Origin of the sequence: Pseudomonas sp. NPDC089392 (assembly GCF_044749595.1) — a bacterium.
Taxonomy (GTDB): domain Bacteria; phylum Pseudomonadota; class Gammaproteobacteria; order Pseudomonadales; family Pseudomonadaceae; genus Aquipseudomonas.
The window spans coordinates 72,423-89,057 of the sequence record NZ_JBIVIF010000020.1; the positions used below are offsets into that span (position 1 = coordinate 72,423).

16 protein-coding genes are annotated in these 16,635 nt (G+C 63.9%); 5 read left to right on the forward strand and 11 right to left on the reverse strand.

Annotation, left to right across the window (positions count from 1 at the left end):
• Nucleotides 1-42: 42 nt before the first annotated feature.
• Complete coding sequence (locus ACIP1G_RS17935) at nucleotides 43-1,953, reverse strand: ATP-binding cassette domain-containing protein (RefSeq protein WP_400739404.1); 1,911 nt, start codon at nucleotides 1,951-1,953, stop codon at nucleotides 43-45.
• Nucleotides 1,954-2,003: 50 nt separating this feature from the next.
• Between ACIP1G_RS17935 and ACIP1G_RS17940 the strand changes: the two genes are divergently transcribed.
• Complete coding sequence (locus ACIP1G_RS17940) at nucleotides 2,004-2,486, forward strand: TIGR02444 family protein (RefSeq protein ID WP_400739407.1); 483 nt, start codon at nucleotides 2,004-2,006, stop codon at nucleotides 2,484-2,486.
• Here the strand turns inward: ACIP1G_RS17940 and ACIP1G_RS17945 are convergent.
• Nucleotides 2,462-3,493, reverse strand: coding sequence for an AlgP family protein (locus ACIP1G_RS17945; protein ID WP_400739410.1), 1,032 nt, complete (start codon nucleotides 3,491-3,493; stop codon nucleotides 2,462-2,464). The genes ACIP1G_RS17940 and ACIP1G_RS17945 overlap by 25 nt on opposite strands.
• 268 nt (nucleotides 3,494-3,761) lie before the next feature.
• On the opposite strand from ACIP1G_RS17945, the gene ACIP1G_RS17950 reads away from it, so the two are divergent.
• The gene (locus ACIP1G_RS17950) at nucleotides 3,762-4,400 is read left to right on the forward strand and encodes an FKBP-type peptidyl-prolyl cis-trans isomerase (protein ID WP_400739413.1); all 639 of its coding nucleotides are present in this window, start codon (nucleotides 3,762-3,764) and stop codon (nucleotides 4,398-4,400) included.
• A gap of 9 nt (nucleotides 4,401-4,409) precedes the next feature.
• Here ACIP1G_RS17950 and rsd read toward each other — a convergent pair whose 3' ends face one another.
• The 7 genes from rsd to ACIP1G_RS17985 all read right to left on the reverse strand — a co-directional run bounded on the left by rsd (nucleotide 4,410) and on the right by ACIP1G_RS17985 (nucleotide 10,867).
• The gene (gene rsd / locus ACIP1G_RS17955; RefSeq protein WP_400739416.1) at nucleotides 4,410-4,880 is read right to left on the reverse strand and encodes a sigma D regulator; all 471 of its coding nucleotides are present in this window, start codon (nucleotides 4,878-4,880) and stop codon (nucleotides 4,410-4,412) included.
• Between the two features lie 231 nt (nucleotides 4,881-5,111).
• On the reverse strand, nucleotides 5,112-5,618 hold the full coding sequence (locus tag ACIP1G_RS17960; protein ID WP_400739419.1) for a disulfide bond formation protein B: 507 nt from the start codon (nucleotides 5,616-5,618) through the stop codon (nucleotides 5,112-5,114).
• 222 nt (nucleotides 5,619-5,840) lie between these two features.
• Nucleotides 5,841-7,079, reverse strand: a complete 1,239-nt coding sequence (locus ACIP1G_RS17965; protein WP_400739421.1) for a heme biosynthesis protein HemY — start codon at nucleotides 7,077-7,079, stop codon at nucleotides 5,841-5,843.
• On the reverse strand, nucleotides 7,076-8,176 hold the full coding sequence (locus ACIP1G_RS17970; RefSeq protein WP_400739424.1) for a uroporphyrinogen-III C-methyltransferase: 1,101 nt from the start codon (nucleotides 8,174-8,176) through the stop codon (nucleotides 7,076-7,078). The genes ACIP1G_RS17965 and ACIP1G_RS17970 overlap by 4 nt, the downstream gene beginning before the upstream one ends.
• Before the next feature lie 45 nt (nucleotides 8,177-8,221).
• The gene (locus ACIP1G_RS17975; RefSeq protein ID WP_400739427.1) at nucleotides 8,222-8,989 is read right to left on the reverse strand and encodes a uroporphyrinogen-III synthase; all 768 of its coding nucleotides are present in this window, start codon (nucleotides 8,987-8,989) and stop codon (nucleotides 8,222-8,224) included.
• Nucleotides 8,986-9,927 (reverse strand): hydroxymethylbilane synthase, encoded by a 942-nt coding sequence (gene hemC, locus ACIP1G_RS17980; RefSeq protein ID WP_400739429.1) that lies wholly within the window; start codon nucleotides 9,925-9,927, stop codon nucleotides 8,986-8,988. Before hemC ends, ACIP1G_RS17975 begins: the two co-directional genes overlap by 4 nt.
• Nucleotides 9,928-10,123: 196 nt before the next feature.
• Nucleotides 10,124-10,867 (reverse strand): LytR/AlgR family response regulator transcription factor, encoded by a 744-nt coding sequence (locus tag ACIP1G_RS17985; RefSeq protein WP_400739431.1) that lies wholly within the window; start codon nucleotides 10,865-10,867, stop codon nucleotides 10,124-10,126.
• A 296-nt stretch (nucleotides 10,868-11,163) separates the two neighbouring features.
• Here ACIP1G_RS17985 and argH point away from each other — a divergent pair, with 296 nt between their 5' ends.
• The gene (argH, locus tag ACIP1G_RS17990; RefSeq protein ID WP_400739434.1) at nucleotides 11,164-12,558 is read left to right on the forward strand and encodes an argininosuccinate lyase; all 1,395 of its coding nucleotides are present in this window, start codon (nucleotides 11,164-11,166) and stop codon (nucleotides 12,556-12,558) included.
• Between the two features lie 107 nt (nucleotides 12,559-12,665).
• Here the strand turns inward: argH and ACIP1G_RS17995 are convergent, their stop codons facing one another.
• On the reverse strand, nucleotides 12,666-13,328 hold the full coding sequence (locus tag ACIP1G_RS17995) for a glutathione S-transferase (protein ID WP_400739437.1): 663 nt from the start codon (nucleotides 13,326-13,328) through the stop codon (nucleotides 12,666-12,668).
• Between the two features lie 147 nt (nucleotides 13,329-13,475).
• On the opposite strand from ACIP1G_RS17995, the gene ACIP1G_RS18000 reads away from it, so the two are divergent.
• Both ACIP1G_RS18000 and ACIP1G_RS18005 read left to right on the forward strand, forming a co-directional pair.
• Nucleotides 13,476-13,775, forward strand: a complete 300-nt coding sequence (locus tag ACIP1G_RS18000) for a hypothetical protein (RefSeq protein ID WP_400739438.1) — start codon at nucleotides 13,476-13,478, stop codon at nucleotides 13,773-13,775.
• Between the two features lie 70 nt (nucleotides 13,776-13,845).
• Complete coding sequence (locus ACIP1G_RS18005) at nucleotides 13,846-14,091, forward strand: TIGR02647 family protein (RefSeq protein ID WP_400739439.1); 246 nt, start codon at nucleotides 13,846-13,848, stop codon at nucleotides 14,089-14,091.
• 144 nt (nucleotides 14,092-14,235) lie between these two features.
• Here the strand turns inward: ACIP1G_RS18005 and ACIP1G_RS18010 are convergent, their stop codons facing one another.
• On the reverse strand, nucleotides 14,236-16,179 hold the full coding sequence (locus ACIP1G_RS18010; protein ID WP_400739440.1) for an FTR1 family protein: 1,944 nt from the start codon (nucleotides 16,177-16,179) through the stop codon (nucleotides 14,236-14,238).
• Between the last annotated feature and the right edge of the window lie 456 nt (nucleotides 16,180-16,635).

Below are 16,635 nucleotides of genomic sequence, written 5' to 3' on the forward strand. Positions count from 1 at the left end.
AAGGCGAACACCTATCAGCCCCAACACCATCTCACCCCTTGCTCAAGACAGCGCCTCAAGCTCGGCCTGCATGCCTTCCAGGGTTTCCAGCGCTTCCATCCAGGCTTCTTCCAGCTCGCCTTCGCGTTGCTTGAGCTTGGTCTGGCGTGCCAGCAGGTCGCGCAACTCGTCCTTGCGTGCCGCTTCGTAAAGGCCACCGTCACCCAGCGCGGTCTCGATCTCGGCCAGCTGCGCGTGCACCTGGTTAAGCTCGCTTTCCAGCTTGTCGGCAGCCTTCTTGTGCGGTGCCAGTTGCTGGCGCAAGGCGGCGGCAGCCTGGCGCTGGGCCTTCTTGTCGGTCTTATCCGGGTTGACCGGGGCCGAACTGGCCGGCACGCTGCGCTGGCGGAACTCGACCAGCCAGCGGCTGTAGTCGTCCAGGTCGCCATCGAAGGTTTCGACCTTGCCGTCGGCCACCAACAGGAAGTCGTCGGTCGTGCTCTTGAGCAGGTGACGGTCGTGGGATACCACTAGCACGGCACCGGCAAACTCCTGCAAGGCCATGGTCAGCGCCAGGCGCATTTCCAGGTCCAGGTGGTTGGTCGGTTCGTCGAGCAGCAGCAGGTTCGGCCGCTCCCAGGCAATCAGCGCCAGCGCCAGACGGGCCTTTTCGCCACCGGAGAAATTCACCACCGGCTCTTCGCAGCGGGCGCCATGGAAGTCAAAGCCGCCAAGGAAGTCGCGCAGGGTTTGCTCACGCTCGGTGGGGGCGATGCGCTGCAGGTGCAACAGCGGGCTGGCCTTGTCGTCCAGCGAGTCGAGCTGGTGCTGGGCGAAATAGCCAACGGCCAGGTTTTCGCCACGGACCAGGCGGCCCGACAACGGCTCAAGCTCACCGGCGAGGTTCTTGATCAGGGTCGACTTGCCGGCACCGTTAGGACCGAGCAGGCCAATGCGCGCACCCGGGGTGAGCTGCAGCTTGACCTTGTCGAGGATGGCCTTGTCACCATAACCCAGGCAGCCTTCGGACATGCTCAGCAACGGGCTGGAGATTTTCTGCGATTCGCGGAAGACGAAGTCGAACGGCGAATCGACATGCGCCGCCGACAGCTCTTCCATGCGCTCCAGGGCCTTGATCCGGCTCTGCGCCTGGCGGGCCTTGGTGGCCTGGGCCTTGAAGCGGGCGATGTACTTTTCCATGTGCGCGCGCTGCGCCTGCTGCTTCTCGTAGGCCTGCTGCTGCTGTGCCAGGCGCTCGGCACGGGTGCGTTCGAAGGCGGTGTAACCGCCCTTGTACAGGTTCAGTTTGCGCTGCTCGACGTGCAGCACATGGTCGACCACGGCGTCGAGGAAGTCGCGGTCGTGGGAGATCAGCAACAGCGTGCCAGGGTAGCCCTTGAGCCAGTCTTCCAGCCACAGGATGGCGTCGAGGTCCAGGTGGTTGGTGGGCTCGTCGAGCAGCAGCAGGTCGGACGGGCACATCAGTGCCTGGGCCAGGTTCAGGCGCATCCGCCAGCCACCGGAGAAGTCGCCGACGCGGCGGTCCATCTGCTCGTTGGTGAAGCCCAGGCCTGCCAGTAACTTGCGCGCACGAGCGTCGGCGGTATAGCCGTCGGCGCTTTCCAGTTCACTGTGCAGGCGTGCCAAGGCGGTACCGTCGTGGGCCTGCTCGGCGGCGGCCAGTTCGGCCTGGACCTTGCGCAGGCGCACGTCGCCGTCGAGCACATAGTCCACCGCCAGGCGGTCAAGGGTGTCGACCTCCTGGCGCATGTGGGCGATGCGCCAGTCGCCGGGCAGCTGGCAATCGCCGGCATCGGGCGACAGCTCACCGCGCAGCATGGCGAACAGGCTGGATTTTCCGGCGCCGTTGGCGCCGATCAGGCCGGCCTTGTGACCGGCGTGCAGGGTCATCTCGGCGCCTTCTAGCAAGCGCTGCGGACCACGCTGTAAAGTGAGGTTGGATAGTCTGATCATGATGGTCGCGGAGTCTACCAGCTTCCTCGGCCCATAGCGCGAGTGGAACCATGCACACCGACCTGTGGAATCACGCCCTGGCCCTGTATGCCAGGCCTGGCGTGGAAGCCGCCTGCCTTGCCCTGCAGGCGCAGGGTGGCGATGTCTGCCTGCTGCTGTGTGCAACCTGGCTGCAAGCGCGTGGCGTGGCCGTACTGGCCGAACGCGCGCAGGCGTTGCGTGAAGTTGCCGAGCCCTGGCAGCGTGAAATCGTTACGCCGTTACGCAGCCTGCGCCAACAGTGGCGAGCGGCAGCGCAGGGTGATGCGCAGCTGGCGGCGTTGCGTGAACAGGTGAAGGGGTTGGAGTTGCAGGCCGAGAAGGCCTTGCTGGAACGCTTGCAGGACCGTGCGCTGCAGTGGCCCGCAGGCTCCCGCGAGCCTACGGACGACTGGCTGGCCCGGCTGGCGCCGGACCAGGGCCGACACCACGACGCGCTGGATCAGTTGCGCGTCGCGGCGGCTGCGCTTCAGGACGCTGAAGACGGCGCCTGAGCCGGGGTGCTGGCGGGTGCAGAAGGTGCTACCGAAGCGGCCGGGGTGGCCGAGCTGCTTGCGGCGGCCGGCGTGCTGCCGGCAGGTGTAGCCGGTTTGGTTTCGGCTGGCTTGCTGGCAACAGGCTTGGCGGCTGCTGGCTTGGCGGCAGGTTTGGCTGCTGTGCGTGCTGGAGACTTGGCGGCAGCTGGTTTGGCTGCTGGTTTGGCAGCAGCAGTGGCTTTGGCCGCTGGCTTCGCTGCAGGCTTGGCAGCAGCAGTAGCTTTGGCAGCTGGCCTGGCTGCAGGTTTGGCAGCCGCGGTGGCTTTGGCAGCTGGCTTCGCCGCAGGTTTGGCAGCAGCAGTAGCTTTGGCCGCTGGCTTGGCTGCTGGCTTGGCAGCAGCAGTAGCTTTGGCCGCTGGCTTGGCTGCTGGCTTGGCAGCAGCGGCTTTGGCAGCTGGTTTCGCCGCAGGCTTGGCAGCAGCAGCGGCTCTGGCAGCTGGCTTCGCCGCAGGCTTGGCAGCGGCAGTGGCTCTGGCAGCTGGCTTGGCCGCAGGTTTAGCCGCAGCGGCTTTGGGGGCAGGCTTGGCCGCAGGTTTGGCAGCAACCGCCTTGGTGGTCTTGGCCGCGCGCAGATCAAGCGCTTTGGCTGCTGCTTCGCGAACCTTGCCTACGCCTTGTGCCAGCTTGAGGCTGTCTTGGGCATCGCGCTTGAGTTGCTGAATGTAAGAGCGGGTCTGGGTTTGACGTTCCTTGAGGGAATCGAGCAGTTCTTCAAGTTCGCCGATGACTTTTTGCGCCTTGGTCTGCGCCTTGGCTTTGCCTGCCTTGGCCGAGTCCTGCAATTTCAGGCGACCGTTGTGCAGTTTTTCCTGGGCCTTGCCACGCTGCTTTTCCAATTTGGCCAGCAGATTTTCCGCATCAGCCAGCGCTTGCGAGCAGGCATCTTCCAAGTGTTCGAGCAGGCTACCCGAAAGTTGTTGGAGCAGGTGTAACGGCGTACTTACTGGCTTCTTTTTGGCCGACATGGTTTACCTCCTGGCTGACGAGATTGCGGCTCATACTATGCTTCTGCTGCTACCGCCGCTAGGGCATGTTGACAGTAATATTTACGCCGCGTTGCATGCCTGGGCAAAGTTGTTTTCTTGCAGCTGCGTGAAAGTGTAGTTGCTGAATAAATCATTGCTGATATTTGGCAGTTATCTGATTTGCAGCACATCCCCTGTAGGAGCGCGAGCACCCAATGGAAAACCGAACGCTGGCATACTTCCACGCTCATTGGCGCAGGAACCGACCATGCCTCGATATCTTGTTTTAGGTTTATGCCTGCTGGCCCCCATCGCCCTGGCCAACAGCGACGAACACGACCTCGCCTACAGCCTCGGTGCCAGCCTGGGTGAGCGGCTGCGTCAGGACATGCCGGGCTTGCAGCTGGATGCGCTGGTCGAAGGCCTGCGCCAGTCTTACCAGGGGCAACCGCTAAAGCTCGACAAGGCACGCATGCAGGCCGTGCTGCAGCAGCATGAAGCGCAGGAGGGCGATGCCGAGACGCAGAAGCAGCAAGCAGCCGAAACACGCTTCATGACCAACGAGCGTGGTCGTTATGGCGTGCACGAACTACCGGAGGGCGTGCTCTACAGCGAGCTGCAGGCAGGCACTGGCGCGCAGCCCAAAGCCGGCGGCAAGGTACAGGTGCGCTATGTGGGCAGGTTGCCGGATGGCTCGGTGTTCGACCAGAACCAGACGCCCCAGTGGTTCAGCCTGGACTCGGTGATCGAAGGGTGGCAGGTGGCCTTGCCGAAGATGCACGCTGGCGCCAAATGGCGACTGGTGATTCCGTCGGCGCAAGCCTATGGCGCCGAGGGCGCGGGTGACCTGATCGCACCCTATACACCCTTGGTGTTCGAGATCGAACTGCTGGCGGTTGGCGACTGACGCCAACCCTCAGGCCTGGACCGCGCCCTCTTCCTTGTGCGCGTTGTGCAGCACTTCGATCAGGCAGTCTTCAAGTTCGAAGCGCTCGTGCAGCAGGCCGCCCAGCTTGGCCAGCTTTTCGGCGAAGCGTTCGGTATCCTTGCATTCGCCTTTCGCGCAATGGTCATTGAAGGCCAGTGCGATCTGGGTGATGTCGTTGATCCGTGGGTTGATCTCTTCGGCCAACTTCAGCGCCTTTTCGTCATCGAAAGCCTTGGCCTCGCTGACCAACTGCTCGCAGACCTCGAAATGCCACGCCGAACAATAGTCAACAAGCAGGCCGCAAAAATCCCCGTTCGTGTCTTTGTCGGCAAAGGCCAGCTTTACATCGCGCAACGCGCGGAAAGCCTGCACCAGTTCCTGGCGCTCCTTCAGCCAACGGTCGATCAGATCGTGAACCCCACCCCAGCGTTCCTGGGCGTTCTGACAACTATCGAGCATGGCGATCTCTTCCCTTCTGGGTAGATGCCGCTGCACCTCGCACTACGACCGCGCAGCACAAAGGTGACATCAGCAGGACGGCATCGAGCAGTTGTGTTTTCGGTATACGTGCTGGGAGATTATTCCCGCGCGTGCTGACCATCAAGGTACGCAGCAGACAAAGTTCATACAAGTGTTTAATAGCCTGTTACATCACCACTGGTCGCGCTAATGGCCCAGCCTTGTTCCAGGTCAACTTCTTGCCAATGTGCGGAAACGATACGCCAGCAGGCAGCACATGGGCAGCGCCGCCAACAGCAGGAAGGCCAGCAGGCTCCACTCGGGCAGCGTCAGGTCAACAAAGCTCCAGGTCAGCGAGTGGCAATCCGGGCCGCCGAGCAACAGTTGCCGCGCCGCCTCACCCCAGGATTGCTCGATCACCCGGCCGATTGGCACAGGGCAGACATGCACGCCCCCGGCAGCGCCCTGCAACCAGACATGCCGTGCCGCCAGCAGCGCCCCAGCCAGCGAACAGCCCAGTGTCGCCCGCGCATAGTGGCGGATGCCCAGCGTGCCCGGTGCCTGCACCACTGCCGCCAGGCTCAGCAAGGCGTACACGGCAAGCAGCAGCCGTTGGCTGAAGCACAATGGGCACGGCACCAGCCCCAGGGCGTGTTCCAGGTGAAAAGACCCTGCCAGCACCGCCAGTGCGGCCAGGCAGGCAGGAAGGAAAAAGGTGCGCAAACGGGCCGGCAGCATGGGCGATGAAGGTCCCGGGGAAGAGGTAGTGGCTTGAAACGGTAGAGGAAAGACGCGCTTTGTTTCAAGGCACGACAGTAACGACAAGTCGCTGAATCGCGTAGGAAATTTCCAGCAATGCAGTAGGAAGCGACTGAAGGGATGGACTGCAGATCTAACTGGCAGCGATAGATAAGTTACCGGCCCCCAAAGCCCGCACCTTGGCGCGGGCTTTGGGGTAGGTCAGGCGCGTACGCCTTCTGGCAAAGGTAGCGCCAGCAGGCGTTCGTCCAACAGGCCTAGGCCTTCCTGGAACAGCTGGTTGCTGCGTTCGGTCTCGCCAAGGCCCGCCAGCAGACGGGCCAGCTCGGCACAGGCCTCGGGGTTGCGCTCCATGCGCAGGCTACTTTCCAGGTAATCCCGCGCCTTGCCCCACAGGCGATTCTGCAGGCTCAGGCGGCCCAGGGTCAGCAGCAGGCTGGCGTCTTGCGGGTGAGCCTTGAGCCAACCTTCGGCAGTTTGCAGTTGGCGCGCCGGGTCGTCACCGCGCACCAGGCCGTACAGACGGGCCAGGTGGCTTTCGTAGTTACGATTGAGGGCGTTGCGCAGCACTTGCTCGGCCTCGCTTTGGGCACCCACCTGGCGCAATTGCTCGGCGTAGGCCAGCACCAGTTGTGGTTCCTGGCGTTGGGCTGCGGTCAATTGCTGCCAAGCGCGCTCCAGGGCCTGACGGGCACTTTGCGTGTCTTCGCCACGGGTGGTGGCCAGGCTCAGGTTCTGCCCCCAGGCACGCTGCTCCAGGGCAGCCAGCTCGGCGGCCGGCAGCACCTTGCCCTTGCGCAGGTCTGGCAGCAGGCGGATCAGTGCCGACCAGTCGCCGCGTTCCTGGTGCAGGCGCTGCAGCAGGCGCAATACCTGGCTGTTTTGCGGGTGGCGTTCCTGCATGGCCAGCAGCGTTTCCAGGGCCCCATCACTTTCGCCGCGGTCCATCTGCAGCTGCGCATGGGTCAAGGCAATGGCCAGTTCCGCTTGCGGCTGGCGTTCCAAAGCACGCTCCAACAGGTTGTCACTGTCTTCGGTACGGCCTTGCTCGTTTGCAGCTCGCGCGGCACCGAGGTAGTACAGCAGCGGCTGGCGCTCGGCTTCGGCGGCGCGGTGCAAATGGCGTTGAGCGCTGGCCCAGCGGCCCTCGGCGAGGTCCAGTTGGCCCTGTTCGATGGCCAGGCGAATACGCCGGCTGCGGTTACGCCGCGACCACGGGTTGACCACCCCGCTGGAGGTCAGCACCAGGCCGACCAGGTAGCGCACCAGCCACAGCAGCAGGACAAGCGCCAGCAACCCGGCCAGGGCCGCCCACAGCCCCGACTGGTAACGGAAGCCGCCATAGGAAATCAGTACATAGCCGCTATGCTTGGCGACCGCAATGCCCAGTGCCGCGGCGACCACGATCGCCAGCACGGCCAGCAGGTAGACACGCTTCATGGCTTGCCCCCTTCAGCCTCGGCCGGCAGGTGGCGGCGCTGGATATAGGCCTGCACCGCGGCCAGGCTTTCGCTGAGGTCGGGGGTAACCACCGACACCGGCTGATCAGCCAACGCATTGAGGCTATCGAGCATGGCCTTGCTTTGCGGGTTGTCGGCGTTGAAGTTGGCCAGCAGCACGCTGCGGGCATCGTCCAGCGCCTGGGTGTAGACCTTGGCATCGCCGTTGAGCGCCGCCCACTGGGCCTGCTCGATGGTCAGGCTCAGGGCCAGGCGCAGCTGGTTCAGTTGCTGCCCGGCCAACAGCGGCCGCACATTGTCATCGGCGTTGAAGTCGATCTGGAAGTACTTGGAGATCTCTGCCCACCACTGCGACAGGCGGCTGGCACCATCACCGTCAGCAGTCAGCGCGCCGAGGGCATCGGCATTGCTGGCGAACTCGGGCGACTGGGCGCTGAGCTGTTGTACCAGTTCGCGCTGCGCAGCCAGTTTCAGGAAAAGGCCGGTACGGTCGGGTTGCTGGGTGCTGTTGAGCGTGGCCAGGCTGCGCGCCAGTTGCTCGCGGGCGGCGAAGGAGCCCGGGTCGCTCTGCTCGCGCAGGATTTCGTCGGCACCCTCGACCAGCGCCTTGGCACTGGTGATGTCCTGCAAGGCCGAAAGGCGCAGGGTGGCCAGGCGCAGCAGGTGTTCGGCTTCGGCCAGGCGCCACTCCTTGCGGCTTTCGCCCAACACAGTTTCCAAACGCTGGCTGAGGCGTTGCTGGTCGCCTTGCAGCTGTGCCACCAGGCGGCGGCGGTCTTCCAGTTCGCTGGCAGCCGGCAGGCTGGCCAGTTGCGCGCTGATCTGCTGCTCGCGCTGCTGCAGGGCTTCAGCGCGCTGGTTCAGCGCCTCGATGTGCTGGCCCTGGTTGAACTCGCTGCCTTGCAGTTGACGCACCTGCCAGACACCCCAGCCACCTACCGCCACCCCGGCGGCGCCAAGCAGCAAGGCCAGCGCTGCCAGGCCACTGCCGGAGCGCTTGGCAGGTGGGGCGGTAACGGGTTCCGCCGGCGCCTGTGCCGACGGCTGATCGTTATTGGACAAGACAGTCTCGCTCACGTATCCATCCTTTGCATGGGGGCGCATCGCGTTCAGCTTAGCGCCTTAAGAGGCAGGTGCAGCGCTACGCTGCACGGCTGCCAGCAAGGCCGTGGCACTGGCGCCACGGCAATCCACAACCTGTTGGGCCCCGGCGGCCCTGGCCTGTTCGGCAACTCGCGGGCTGGGCACGAACAGCGGCAGACCCGCCAGCTGCGGCCAATCGGCGCCGGCCATCTGTTGCAAGTGTTCAAGACCCTGCCCACTGCTGACCACCAGGCCATTGAGGCGTTCCGCTTCAATGCGGCGCATCAGGGTGCCCGCCGGGTAAGCCGGCAGGCAGCGACGATACAGTTCCAGATATTCGACACTAGCACCTTGCTCTGCAAGACGCTCTGCCAGCAGTTCGCGACCTCCGACGCCACGAACGATCAAGATACGCGGTGCAGGCACGGCCACTGCCTGGCGCAGGGCCGGCAGCGCCAGCAACGCTTCGCTGTCATCGCCGCGCGGCGGGAAGCTTACTGTCAGGCCTTCGCCCTGCAGCACGGCGGCAGTGGCCTCACCTACGGTGAACCAACCTTGCCGGGGTAGCTGCAGGCCGGCCTGGGCCAGTTGATCCAGTAACAACCTGGCAGCTGGCTTGCTGACCACAATGATCGCCTGAAAGCCATGCAGGCCCTCCAGCGCTTGGCGTTGCCGGGCCGCCACGGTAACCGGCTCAATTTCCAGCAAAGGCAGGCAGCTGCTGCCCACCCCTGCCAGCGCCAGGCTTTGCGCCAGTGCCGCGCAGTCTTCGGCAGGCCGAGTCAGCAACAGGCGCCATTGGCTCACGGGTGGCCGGCCTCGCCGTAGACTTCCTTGAGGATGGCCTCGGCGCCTTGGCCCAGCAGGTCTTCGGCCACCTGTACGCCCAAGGTTTCGGCAGCAGCACGAGGGGCACGGGCATCGGCCACCAGCAGGGTGCCGCCGCTGGGCTGGCCGACCAGGCCGCGCAGCCACAGTTGGTCGCCTTCAAGTACCGCGTAGCACGCGATCGGTACCTGGCAGCCGCCATTCAGGCGTTTGTTCAGGGCGCGCTCGGCCACTACCCGGTCGGCGGTGTCGGCATGGTGCAGCGGCGCCAGCAGCGCATGGATTTCGTGGTCGGCGCTGCGGCACTCGATACCCACCGCGCCCTGGCCGCCAGCCGGCAGGCTGTCATCGACGCTGATGGTGGAGGTGATGCGGTTTTCGAAGCCCAGCCGGATCAGGCCGGCGGCAGCCAGGATGATGGCGTCATACTCGCCGGCATCCAGCTTGGCCAGGCGGGTGTTGACGTTGCCACGCAGGAAGCGGATTTGCAGGTCCGGGCGGCGCGCCAGCAACTGGGCCTGGCGGCGCAGGCTGGAGGTGCCGACGATGCTGCCGGCAGGCAGCGCTTCAAGGCTGTCGAAGGTATTGGAAACGAAGGCATCGCGCGGGTCTTCACGCTCGCAGATGCAGTACAGGCCCAGGCCTTGCGGGAAGTCCATGGGCACGTCTTTCATCGAGTGCACAGCGATGTCGGCTTCGTTGTCCAGCAGGGCGGTTTCCAGTTCCTTGACAAACAGGCCCTTGCCGCCGATTTTCGCCAGCGGCGCGTCGAGCAACTTGTCACCACGGCTGACCATGGGCACCAAGGTCACCAGCAGACCGGGGTGTGCCTGCTCAAGGCGGGCTTTGACGTATTCGGCCTGCCACAGGGCCAAGGCACTTTTACGGGTGGCAATGCGGATTTCGCGAGTGGACATGAAACGCCCCGATCCAGAGAAATGCTGTCGATCATAACAGCATCGCCGGTATCGCTAGCAGATGTGGATCAGCAGAGGGCCCCTTCGCAGGTAAACCCGCTCCCACAGGGTCATCACTGCCTTCAGACCGGCACCAACCTGTGGGAGCGGCTTTAGCCGCGAACAAGGGCGCAGCCCTTGCCATGCGAGCGCCTTGTCAGAGGGTCTGCATCATCTTGCGCACACCGGCCACATGCCGGCGGCTGACGGTCAGGGCATCACCGTCCAGGCCCTTCAGGTACAGCTGAAAGTGCCCGAGCGGGGTTCGCTGCAGGCGTTCGATCCGCTCGCGGGCGACCAGCGCATTGCGGTGGATGCGCACGAAGCGTTCGCCAAACTCGTCTTCCAGGGCCTTGAGCGGCTCGTCGAGCAGCACCTCACCGGCCTCGTGGCGCAAGGTCACGTACTTGTGGTCGGCAATGAAATAGATCACCTGGGGCAAAGGAATCAGCTCGATGCCTTTACGCGTGCGGGCACTGATGTGGCTGCGTGGGCCGCCACCTTCATTGGCCGGCCGGGTGAGCGCCGCCAACTGGGCGCGGTTGGGTTTTTCAGCCTTGCGCAGGGCATCGCGCAGTGCTTGGGGCTGGAAGGGTTTGGTCACATGGCTGAGGGTGCTGTCCTTGAATGCCTCGGCACCGTATTCATCATCCCCGGTGCAAAACACCACCGCCGGCGGCGCCTCGCGTTCGCACAGGCGAGCAGCTACCTGCAGGCCGTCCAGGCCTGGCATGCCGATGTCCAGCAGGACCACATCGGGCTTGAGGCTTTCGATCAGCGCCAAGGCCTCCTCGCCGTTGGTGGCACTGGGCTCCAGCACGGTGTAACCCTCCAGTTCGCCGAGCATTCGGCTTAGGCGCTCACGGCCTTGGGGTTCGTCATCAACGATCAGGACATTCATAATTGCGCTGGATTCCTGAATGAGTCTCGCACAGGTATAGCGTAGACAGGTGTGGTTCGAGCGACACTGCGGTCACGCTCTAGACCGGTGCGATGGCCAAAGATTCACTCGGCCGGCAGATTCACTGCCAGTCCTTTGTCCAACTGTAGACGGTCCATGGAACACTGCCGTTCATTCCTTAAAATCCTTCTCTGCCGTTTTCCGCTCATTTCTCTCGACCAGCGCCCTGCGGCGGCCAGCCCAACCCTGCTATCATCGGCGCCACTTTTTCGTTCACGCCTGCAATGAGTGAATCCATGAGCACCGACAAGACCAATCAGTCCTGGGGCGGCCGCTTCAGTGAGCCCGTCGACGCCTTCGTCGCCCGTTTCACCGCCTCGGTCGACTTCGACAAGCGCCTGTACCGCCACGACATCATGGGTTCGATCGCCCACGCCACCATGCTGGCGCAGGTCGGCGTGCTCAGCGATGCCGAGCGCGACACCATCATCGATGGCCTGAAGACCATCCAGGGCGAGATCGAGGCCGGCAACTTCGACTGGCGCGTCGACCTCGAAGACGTGCACATGAACATCGAAGCACGCCTGACCGACCGCATCGGCATCACCGGCAAGAAGCTGCACACCGGCCGTAGCCGCAACGACCAGGTGGCCACCGACATCCGCCTGTGGCTGCGCGACGAGATCGACCTGATCCTGGCCGAAATCACTCGCCTGCAGCAGGGCCTGCTGGAGCAGGCCGAGCGTGAAGCCGAAACCATCATGCCCGGCTTCACCCACCTGCAAACGGCGCAGCCGGTCACCTTCGGCCACCACCTGCTGGCCTGGTTCGAAATGCTTAGCCGCGACTACGAGCGCCTGGTCGACTGCCGCAAGCGCGCCAACCGCATGCCGCTGGGCAGCGCCGCGCTGGCCGGCACCACCTACCCGATCGACCGCGAACTCACCTGCAAGCTGCTGGGCTTTGAAGCCGTGGGCGGCAACTCGCTGGACGGCGTGTCGGACCGTGACTTCGCCATCGAATTCTGCGCGGCTGCCAGCGTGGCGATGATGCACCTGTCGCGCTTCTCCGAAGAGTTGGTGCTGTGGACCAGCGCGCAGTTCCAGTTCATCGACCTGCCGGACCGCTTCTGCACTGGCAGCTCGATCATGCCGCAGAAAAAGAACCCCGACGTGCCAGAGCTGGTACGTGGCAAGACCGGCCGTGTGTTTGGCGCCCTGACCGGCCTGCTGACCCTGATGAAAGGCCAGCCACTGGCCTACAACAAGGACAACCAGGAAGACAAAGAGCCGCTGTTCGACGCCGCCGATACCTTGCGCGACTCGCTGCGTGCCTTTGCCGACATGATCCCGGCAATCAAGCCCAAGCACGCCATCATGCGTGAAGCGGCCCTGCGTGGCTTCTCCACCGCGACCGACCTGGCCGATTACCTGGTACGCCGTGGCCTACCGTTCCGTGATTGCCACGAGATCGTTGGCCATGCGGTGAAGTACGGCGTGGACACTGGCAAAGACCTGGCCGAGATGAGCCTGGACGAACTGCGCCAGTTCAGCGACCAGATCGAGCAGGATGTGTTTGCCGTGCTGACACTGGAAGGCTCGGTGAATGCGCGTGACCACATTGGTGGTACGGCTCCGGCGCAGGTGCGTGCTGCGGTTGTTCGGGGCAAAGGCCTGCTGGCTTCGCGTTAAGGCCTATTGCGAGGGCTTTGCCCTCGTTCGCGGGTGAACCCGCTCCTACAAGGGTTGCGTTGTACCTGTAGGAGCGGGTTTACCCGCGAATGGCCCTAACACTGGTCTCAGCGCTTGCCGCTACGAATCATCTCCATGAAGGCCGGCATCGCCGCCTCCTTGTCCGCCACGATCCGCGCCATGTGCGGATTCTCGCCCATCAGCTGCAGCAACGCCTTGGCCTGCGGGAAGTCCGCCAGGAAGTCGATGTTCAGCACCTTCTTGCCCACTGCATAAGCCAGGTCGACCGAGAAGCAGAACATCAGGTCTGCCAGCGTCAGCTGCTCACCCGCCACATAGGGTGCGAAACGCCCGTTGCGCTTGAGCGTGGCGAACCCGGCCAACAGGTCGGCACGGGCCTTTTCCTTGACCAGCGGCTCCACCGACATGCCAAAGAACGACTCGGCGTAGCAGGTACGCGCCGGCAGCTCGATGTACAGCTCGATTTCCTTGAGCAGTTCACGCACCTTCGCCTGCTCGAACGGGTCAACCGGCAGCAATGCCTTGCCGCCTTGGGTCTGCTCGATATAGTCGAGGATCACACTGGTCTCGCTGAGGAAACCGTGCTCGGTCTGCAGCACCGGCACCTTGCCCCGCGGGCTCACTTCCAGCGCTTGTGGCGCCTGGCCGCCATAGAAGGTGACTTCCTCGAAGGGCAGGCCTTTTTCCAGCAGGGCCAGTTTGACCATGTTGTAGTAGTTGCTGACCGAGAATCCATGAAGCTTGAGCATGAGGTAACAGCCTCCAGGCCGTAAGGGGTTGGCCTGGCTTTTATAGACCGATCGCCTGCCCCTGACCAGCGTCATGCACCCCGTCAATGCCCGGGCATTGCCGCCACAGGCGTGGCACACTGTGCGTCCCATCACAGGAGTAGCGCCATGAGCGAGCCCACCGACATCGACAACGACGACGAAGCCTTCGCCGAGGCCACGCTGACCCAGGCTATCGAAAACCAGATCGAAAGCGGCGACCCGGCGGCGGCGAAAGCCACGTTCAACAAACTGACCCTGGTCGGTTATGAGCGCGAAGACATTCTCAACCTGATGGCCCATGTGCTGGCCTTCGAAATTGACAACATGCTGGTGGAAGACCGCGAGTTCGACCGCGAGTGGTACGAGAGCGCCCTGCGCGCCCTGCCAGAGCTGCCGCCTGAGATGGATCAAGGCGAGGACGAATAACCCGGCTACACTCGAAGATCAGGCACCTTAGAACGGTGCCGTCATCCTTGTCTGGAAGTCAGGAGTCGCCATGCCTTTTACCCCCGATCTGATCGACGAAATGGAAGTACTCGCGCTGTTCAAACACGACAGCAGCCAGGAAGGCATCAAGATAACCAGCACTGCATCCCCAGCCCTGATCGCGGCTGCGCAACGCCTGCATGAAAAGGGGCTGACCGATCAGCCTGATGGCGGCTACCTGACCAGCCTGGGTCACGACGCCGTCGACAGTGTCCAGCTGCTGCAGAACATTCTCAAAGCGCCGCAGCCGGCCTGAATGATGGTCATGTTCAGACTTTGAAACTTGCGCGGTCCCTGTGGGAGCGGCTTCAGCCGCGAACACCGGCGAAGCCGGTGCCATACACGGCGCCGCTTGCTTCGCGGGTGAACCCGCTCCCACAGGGACCGCGCAGGCCCTTGGTCAATTGACGGTGGCCCTGCGCTTTTCCGCCAGGCGCGAGCGCCCGTACAGGAACACGATGGCCAGCAAGGCCACCGTCTGTGCCGACAGCGAGTAGGCGTCGGCATGAATCCCCAGCCAGTCGAACTCGAAGAACGCCACCGGCCGCGTGCCCAGCACCCCGGCCTCTTGCAACGCCTTCACGCCATGCCCGGCGAACACCACCGACAGTGCACACAGCAGCGCAGCGTTGATGCTGAAGAACAGCGTCAGCGGCAGCTTGGCCGACCCACGCAGGATCACCCAGGCAAGGCCCACCAACAGCACCAGCGCCGTGGCGCCACCGGCCAGCACCGCCTGATGCCCGGCAGGGCCTGCCTGCAGCCACAGGGTTTCGTAGAACAGGATCACTTCGAACAGCTCGCGGTACACCGAGAAGAACGCCAGCACAGCAAAGCCGAAGCGCCCACCGCCGCTGACCAGGCTGCTCTTGATGTAGTCCTTCCACGCGGCGGCATGGCGGCGGTCGTGCATCCACACGCCTAGCCACAGCACCATCACCGCAGCGAACAGTGCTGTGCAGCCTTCCAGCAATTCACGCTGGGCACCGCCTACGTCGATCACATACGCTGCCAGGGCCCAGGTGCCGAATCCGGCCAACAGCGCCAGGCCCCAGCCAATGTTGACACTGCGCACCGCAGACTGCTGGCCGGTGTTACGCAGGAAGGCCAGGATTGCTGCCAGCACCAGAATGGCCTCAAGGCCTTCACGCAGCAGGATCAGCAGGCCGGAAACAAAGCTCAGCGACCAGCTCAGGCCATCGCTGCCCAGCAGTTTTGCAGCTTGCTCAAGCTTGGTCTTGGCTACCGCCAGGCGTTGCTCGGCCTGAGCCACGGGCAAGCCGTCCTGCAGTGACTGCCGGTAGGCCATCAGCGACTTTTCGGTGTCCTTGCGCGCCTGGGTGTCGATGTTGTCCAGCGAGCTTTCTACCAGTTCGAAGCCTTCCAGGTAGGCAGCCACCGACAGGTCGTAGGCCTGGTCGTGGTCGCCTGCGCGGTAGGCGGCCAGGCTCTTGTCCAGGGTGCTGGCGGTGTATTCAAGCAGTTGCGCCGGGCCGCGTTTGACCTGCGGCGGCTGGGCGCGCTGGGCGCGGAACGCTTCTACGACGGCATTGCCTTCATTGGCGGCGACTTCGGCCGGGGTCTGGCGGGCCAGGTCGGCGATGTTCCAGGTCTTGTCGCCTTTGCCTGCTTCCGGCTTGGCGGTGAAGCTGGCGATGTAGGCGGCCACGTCCCAGCGCTGGCGATCGTCCAGCTGGTCGGCAAACGAAGGCATCTCGGTACCGTCGATACCCAGGGCCAAGGTGTTGTAGAGGTCGAACAGGCTCAACTGGTCGAGGCGCGCGACATCGCGCAGGTTGGCCGGGGCGGGCTCCAGGCCGACGCCTGCCGGGCCATCGCCAGCGCCGGTGTCGCCATGGCAGATCGAGCAGTTTTGCGCGTACAGCGCAGCGCCACGGGCCGGGTCAGGGGTAATTACCGGCGCTTGGCTGACCTCGTAGGCGACGGCCAGGCGTGCGCCCAGCTGGCGGGCCTGCTTGGCGACGGTCGGACCGCTCTGACGCTGGTCGATGGCCTGGCGCAGCGCCTGGATACCCTGTTCCAGGGCCGCTTGCTCGGTATTGGCAGGCAGGCCTTTGACCAGCTCGGACAATACCGTGCTGAACTCCAGCTGCTCGCGGTATTCGCCAGCGTCGATCACCTTGCCGCCCTGCACGGTCGGCGGGTAATCGGCGCCAATATAGTCCAGCAGGTGCAGGGCCTTGGTCGCCTCGGCGGGGGCTTCTGCCAGCGCCGCAGTGCTGCACAGCGCCAGCACCGGGCCGAGCAATAAAGCCGGCAGCCAGGCAAGCAGACGGGAACGGGTTTTCATGGCCAGTCTCGAAGGGAATGCGAAAGAGAACATTGTTCACTTACACTTTGCTTCCCTCAAGGGTGCTGGGCGGATTTCATGAAAAATCTTGGTACAAATCTGATGAAGCGGGATGTCCTGGTCAAGCACTGGCCGCTATCCCTGTGGGAGCGGGTTCACCCGCGAAAAGGCCGGGCATACTGGCCAACATCCCTGGCCGTTCACCGTCGCAGCCCCCACCGCATTCGCGGGTAAACCCGCTCCTACATTGATCGGTGGCGCATACACATCGCTGGTTTGGCACAGGCCGTTGTAGGAGCGGGTTTACCCGCGAAGAGGCCGGGCCTGCCGGCCAATATCCATGGCCATTCACCGTTGCAGCCGCCACCGCATTCGCGGGTAAACCCGCTCCTACATTGATCGGTGGCGCATACACATCGCTGGTTTGGCACAGGCCGTTGTAGGAGCGGGTTTACCCGCGAAGAGGCCGGGCCTGCCGGCCAATATCCA

Coding starts and splice junctions, on each gene's coding strand:
- ACIP1G_RS17935 (WP_400739404.1), bottom strand. CDS start 1,953: ATGATCAGACTATCCAACCTCACTTTACAGCGTGGTCCGCAGCGCTTG.
- ACIP1G_RS17940 (WP_400739407.1), top strand. CDS start 2,004: ATGCACACCGACCTGTGGAATCACGCCCTGGCCCTGTATGCCAGGCCT.
- ACIP1G_RS17945 (WP_400739410.1), bottom strand. CDS start 3,493: ATGTCGGCCAAAAAGAAGCCAGTAAGTACGCCGTTACACCTGCTCCAA.
- ACIP1G_RS17950 (WP_400739413.1), top strand. CDS start 3,762: ATGCCTCGATATCTTGTTTTAGGTTTATGCCTGCTGGCCCCCATCGCC.
- rsd (WP_400739416.1), bottom strand. CDS start 4,880: ATGCTCGATAGTTGTCAGAACGCCCAGGAACGCTGGGGTGGGGTTCAC.
- ACIP1G_RS17960 (WP_400739419.1), bottom strand. CDS start 5,618: ATGCTGCCGGCCCGTTTGCGCACCTTTTTCCTTCCTGCCTGCCTGGCC.
- ACIP1G_RS17965 (WP_400739421.1), bottom strand. CDS start 7,079: ATGAAGCGTGTCTACCTGCTGGCCGTGCTGGCGATCGTGGTCGCCGCG.
- hemC (WP_400739429.1), bottom strand. CDS start 9,927: ATGTCCACTCGCGAAATCCGCATTGCCACCCGTAAAAGTGCCTTGGCC.
- ACIP1G_RS17985 (WP_400739431.1), bottom strand. CDS start 10,867: ATGAATGTCCTGATCGTTGATGACGAACCCCAAGGCCGTGAGCGCCTA.
- argH (WP_400739434.1), top strand. CDS start 11,164: ATGAGCACCGACAAGACCAATCAGTCCTGGGGCGGCCGCTTCAGTGAG.
- ACIP1G_RS17995 (WP_400739437.1), bottom strand. CDS start 13,328: ATGCTCAAGCTTCATGGATTCTCGGTCAGCAACTACTACAACATGGTC.
- ACIP1G_RS18000 (WP_400739438.1), top strand. CDS start 13,476: ATGAGCGAGCCCACCGACATCGACAACGACGACGAAGCCTTCGCCGAG.
- ACIP1G_RS18005 (WP_400739439.1), top strand. CDS start 13,846: ATGCCTTTTACCCCCGATCTGATCGACGAAATGGAAGTACTCGCGCTG.
- ACIP1G_RS18010 (WP_400739440.1), bottom strand. CDS start 16,179: ATGTTCTCTTTCGCATTCCCTTCGAGACTGGCCATGAAAACCCGTTCC.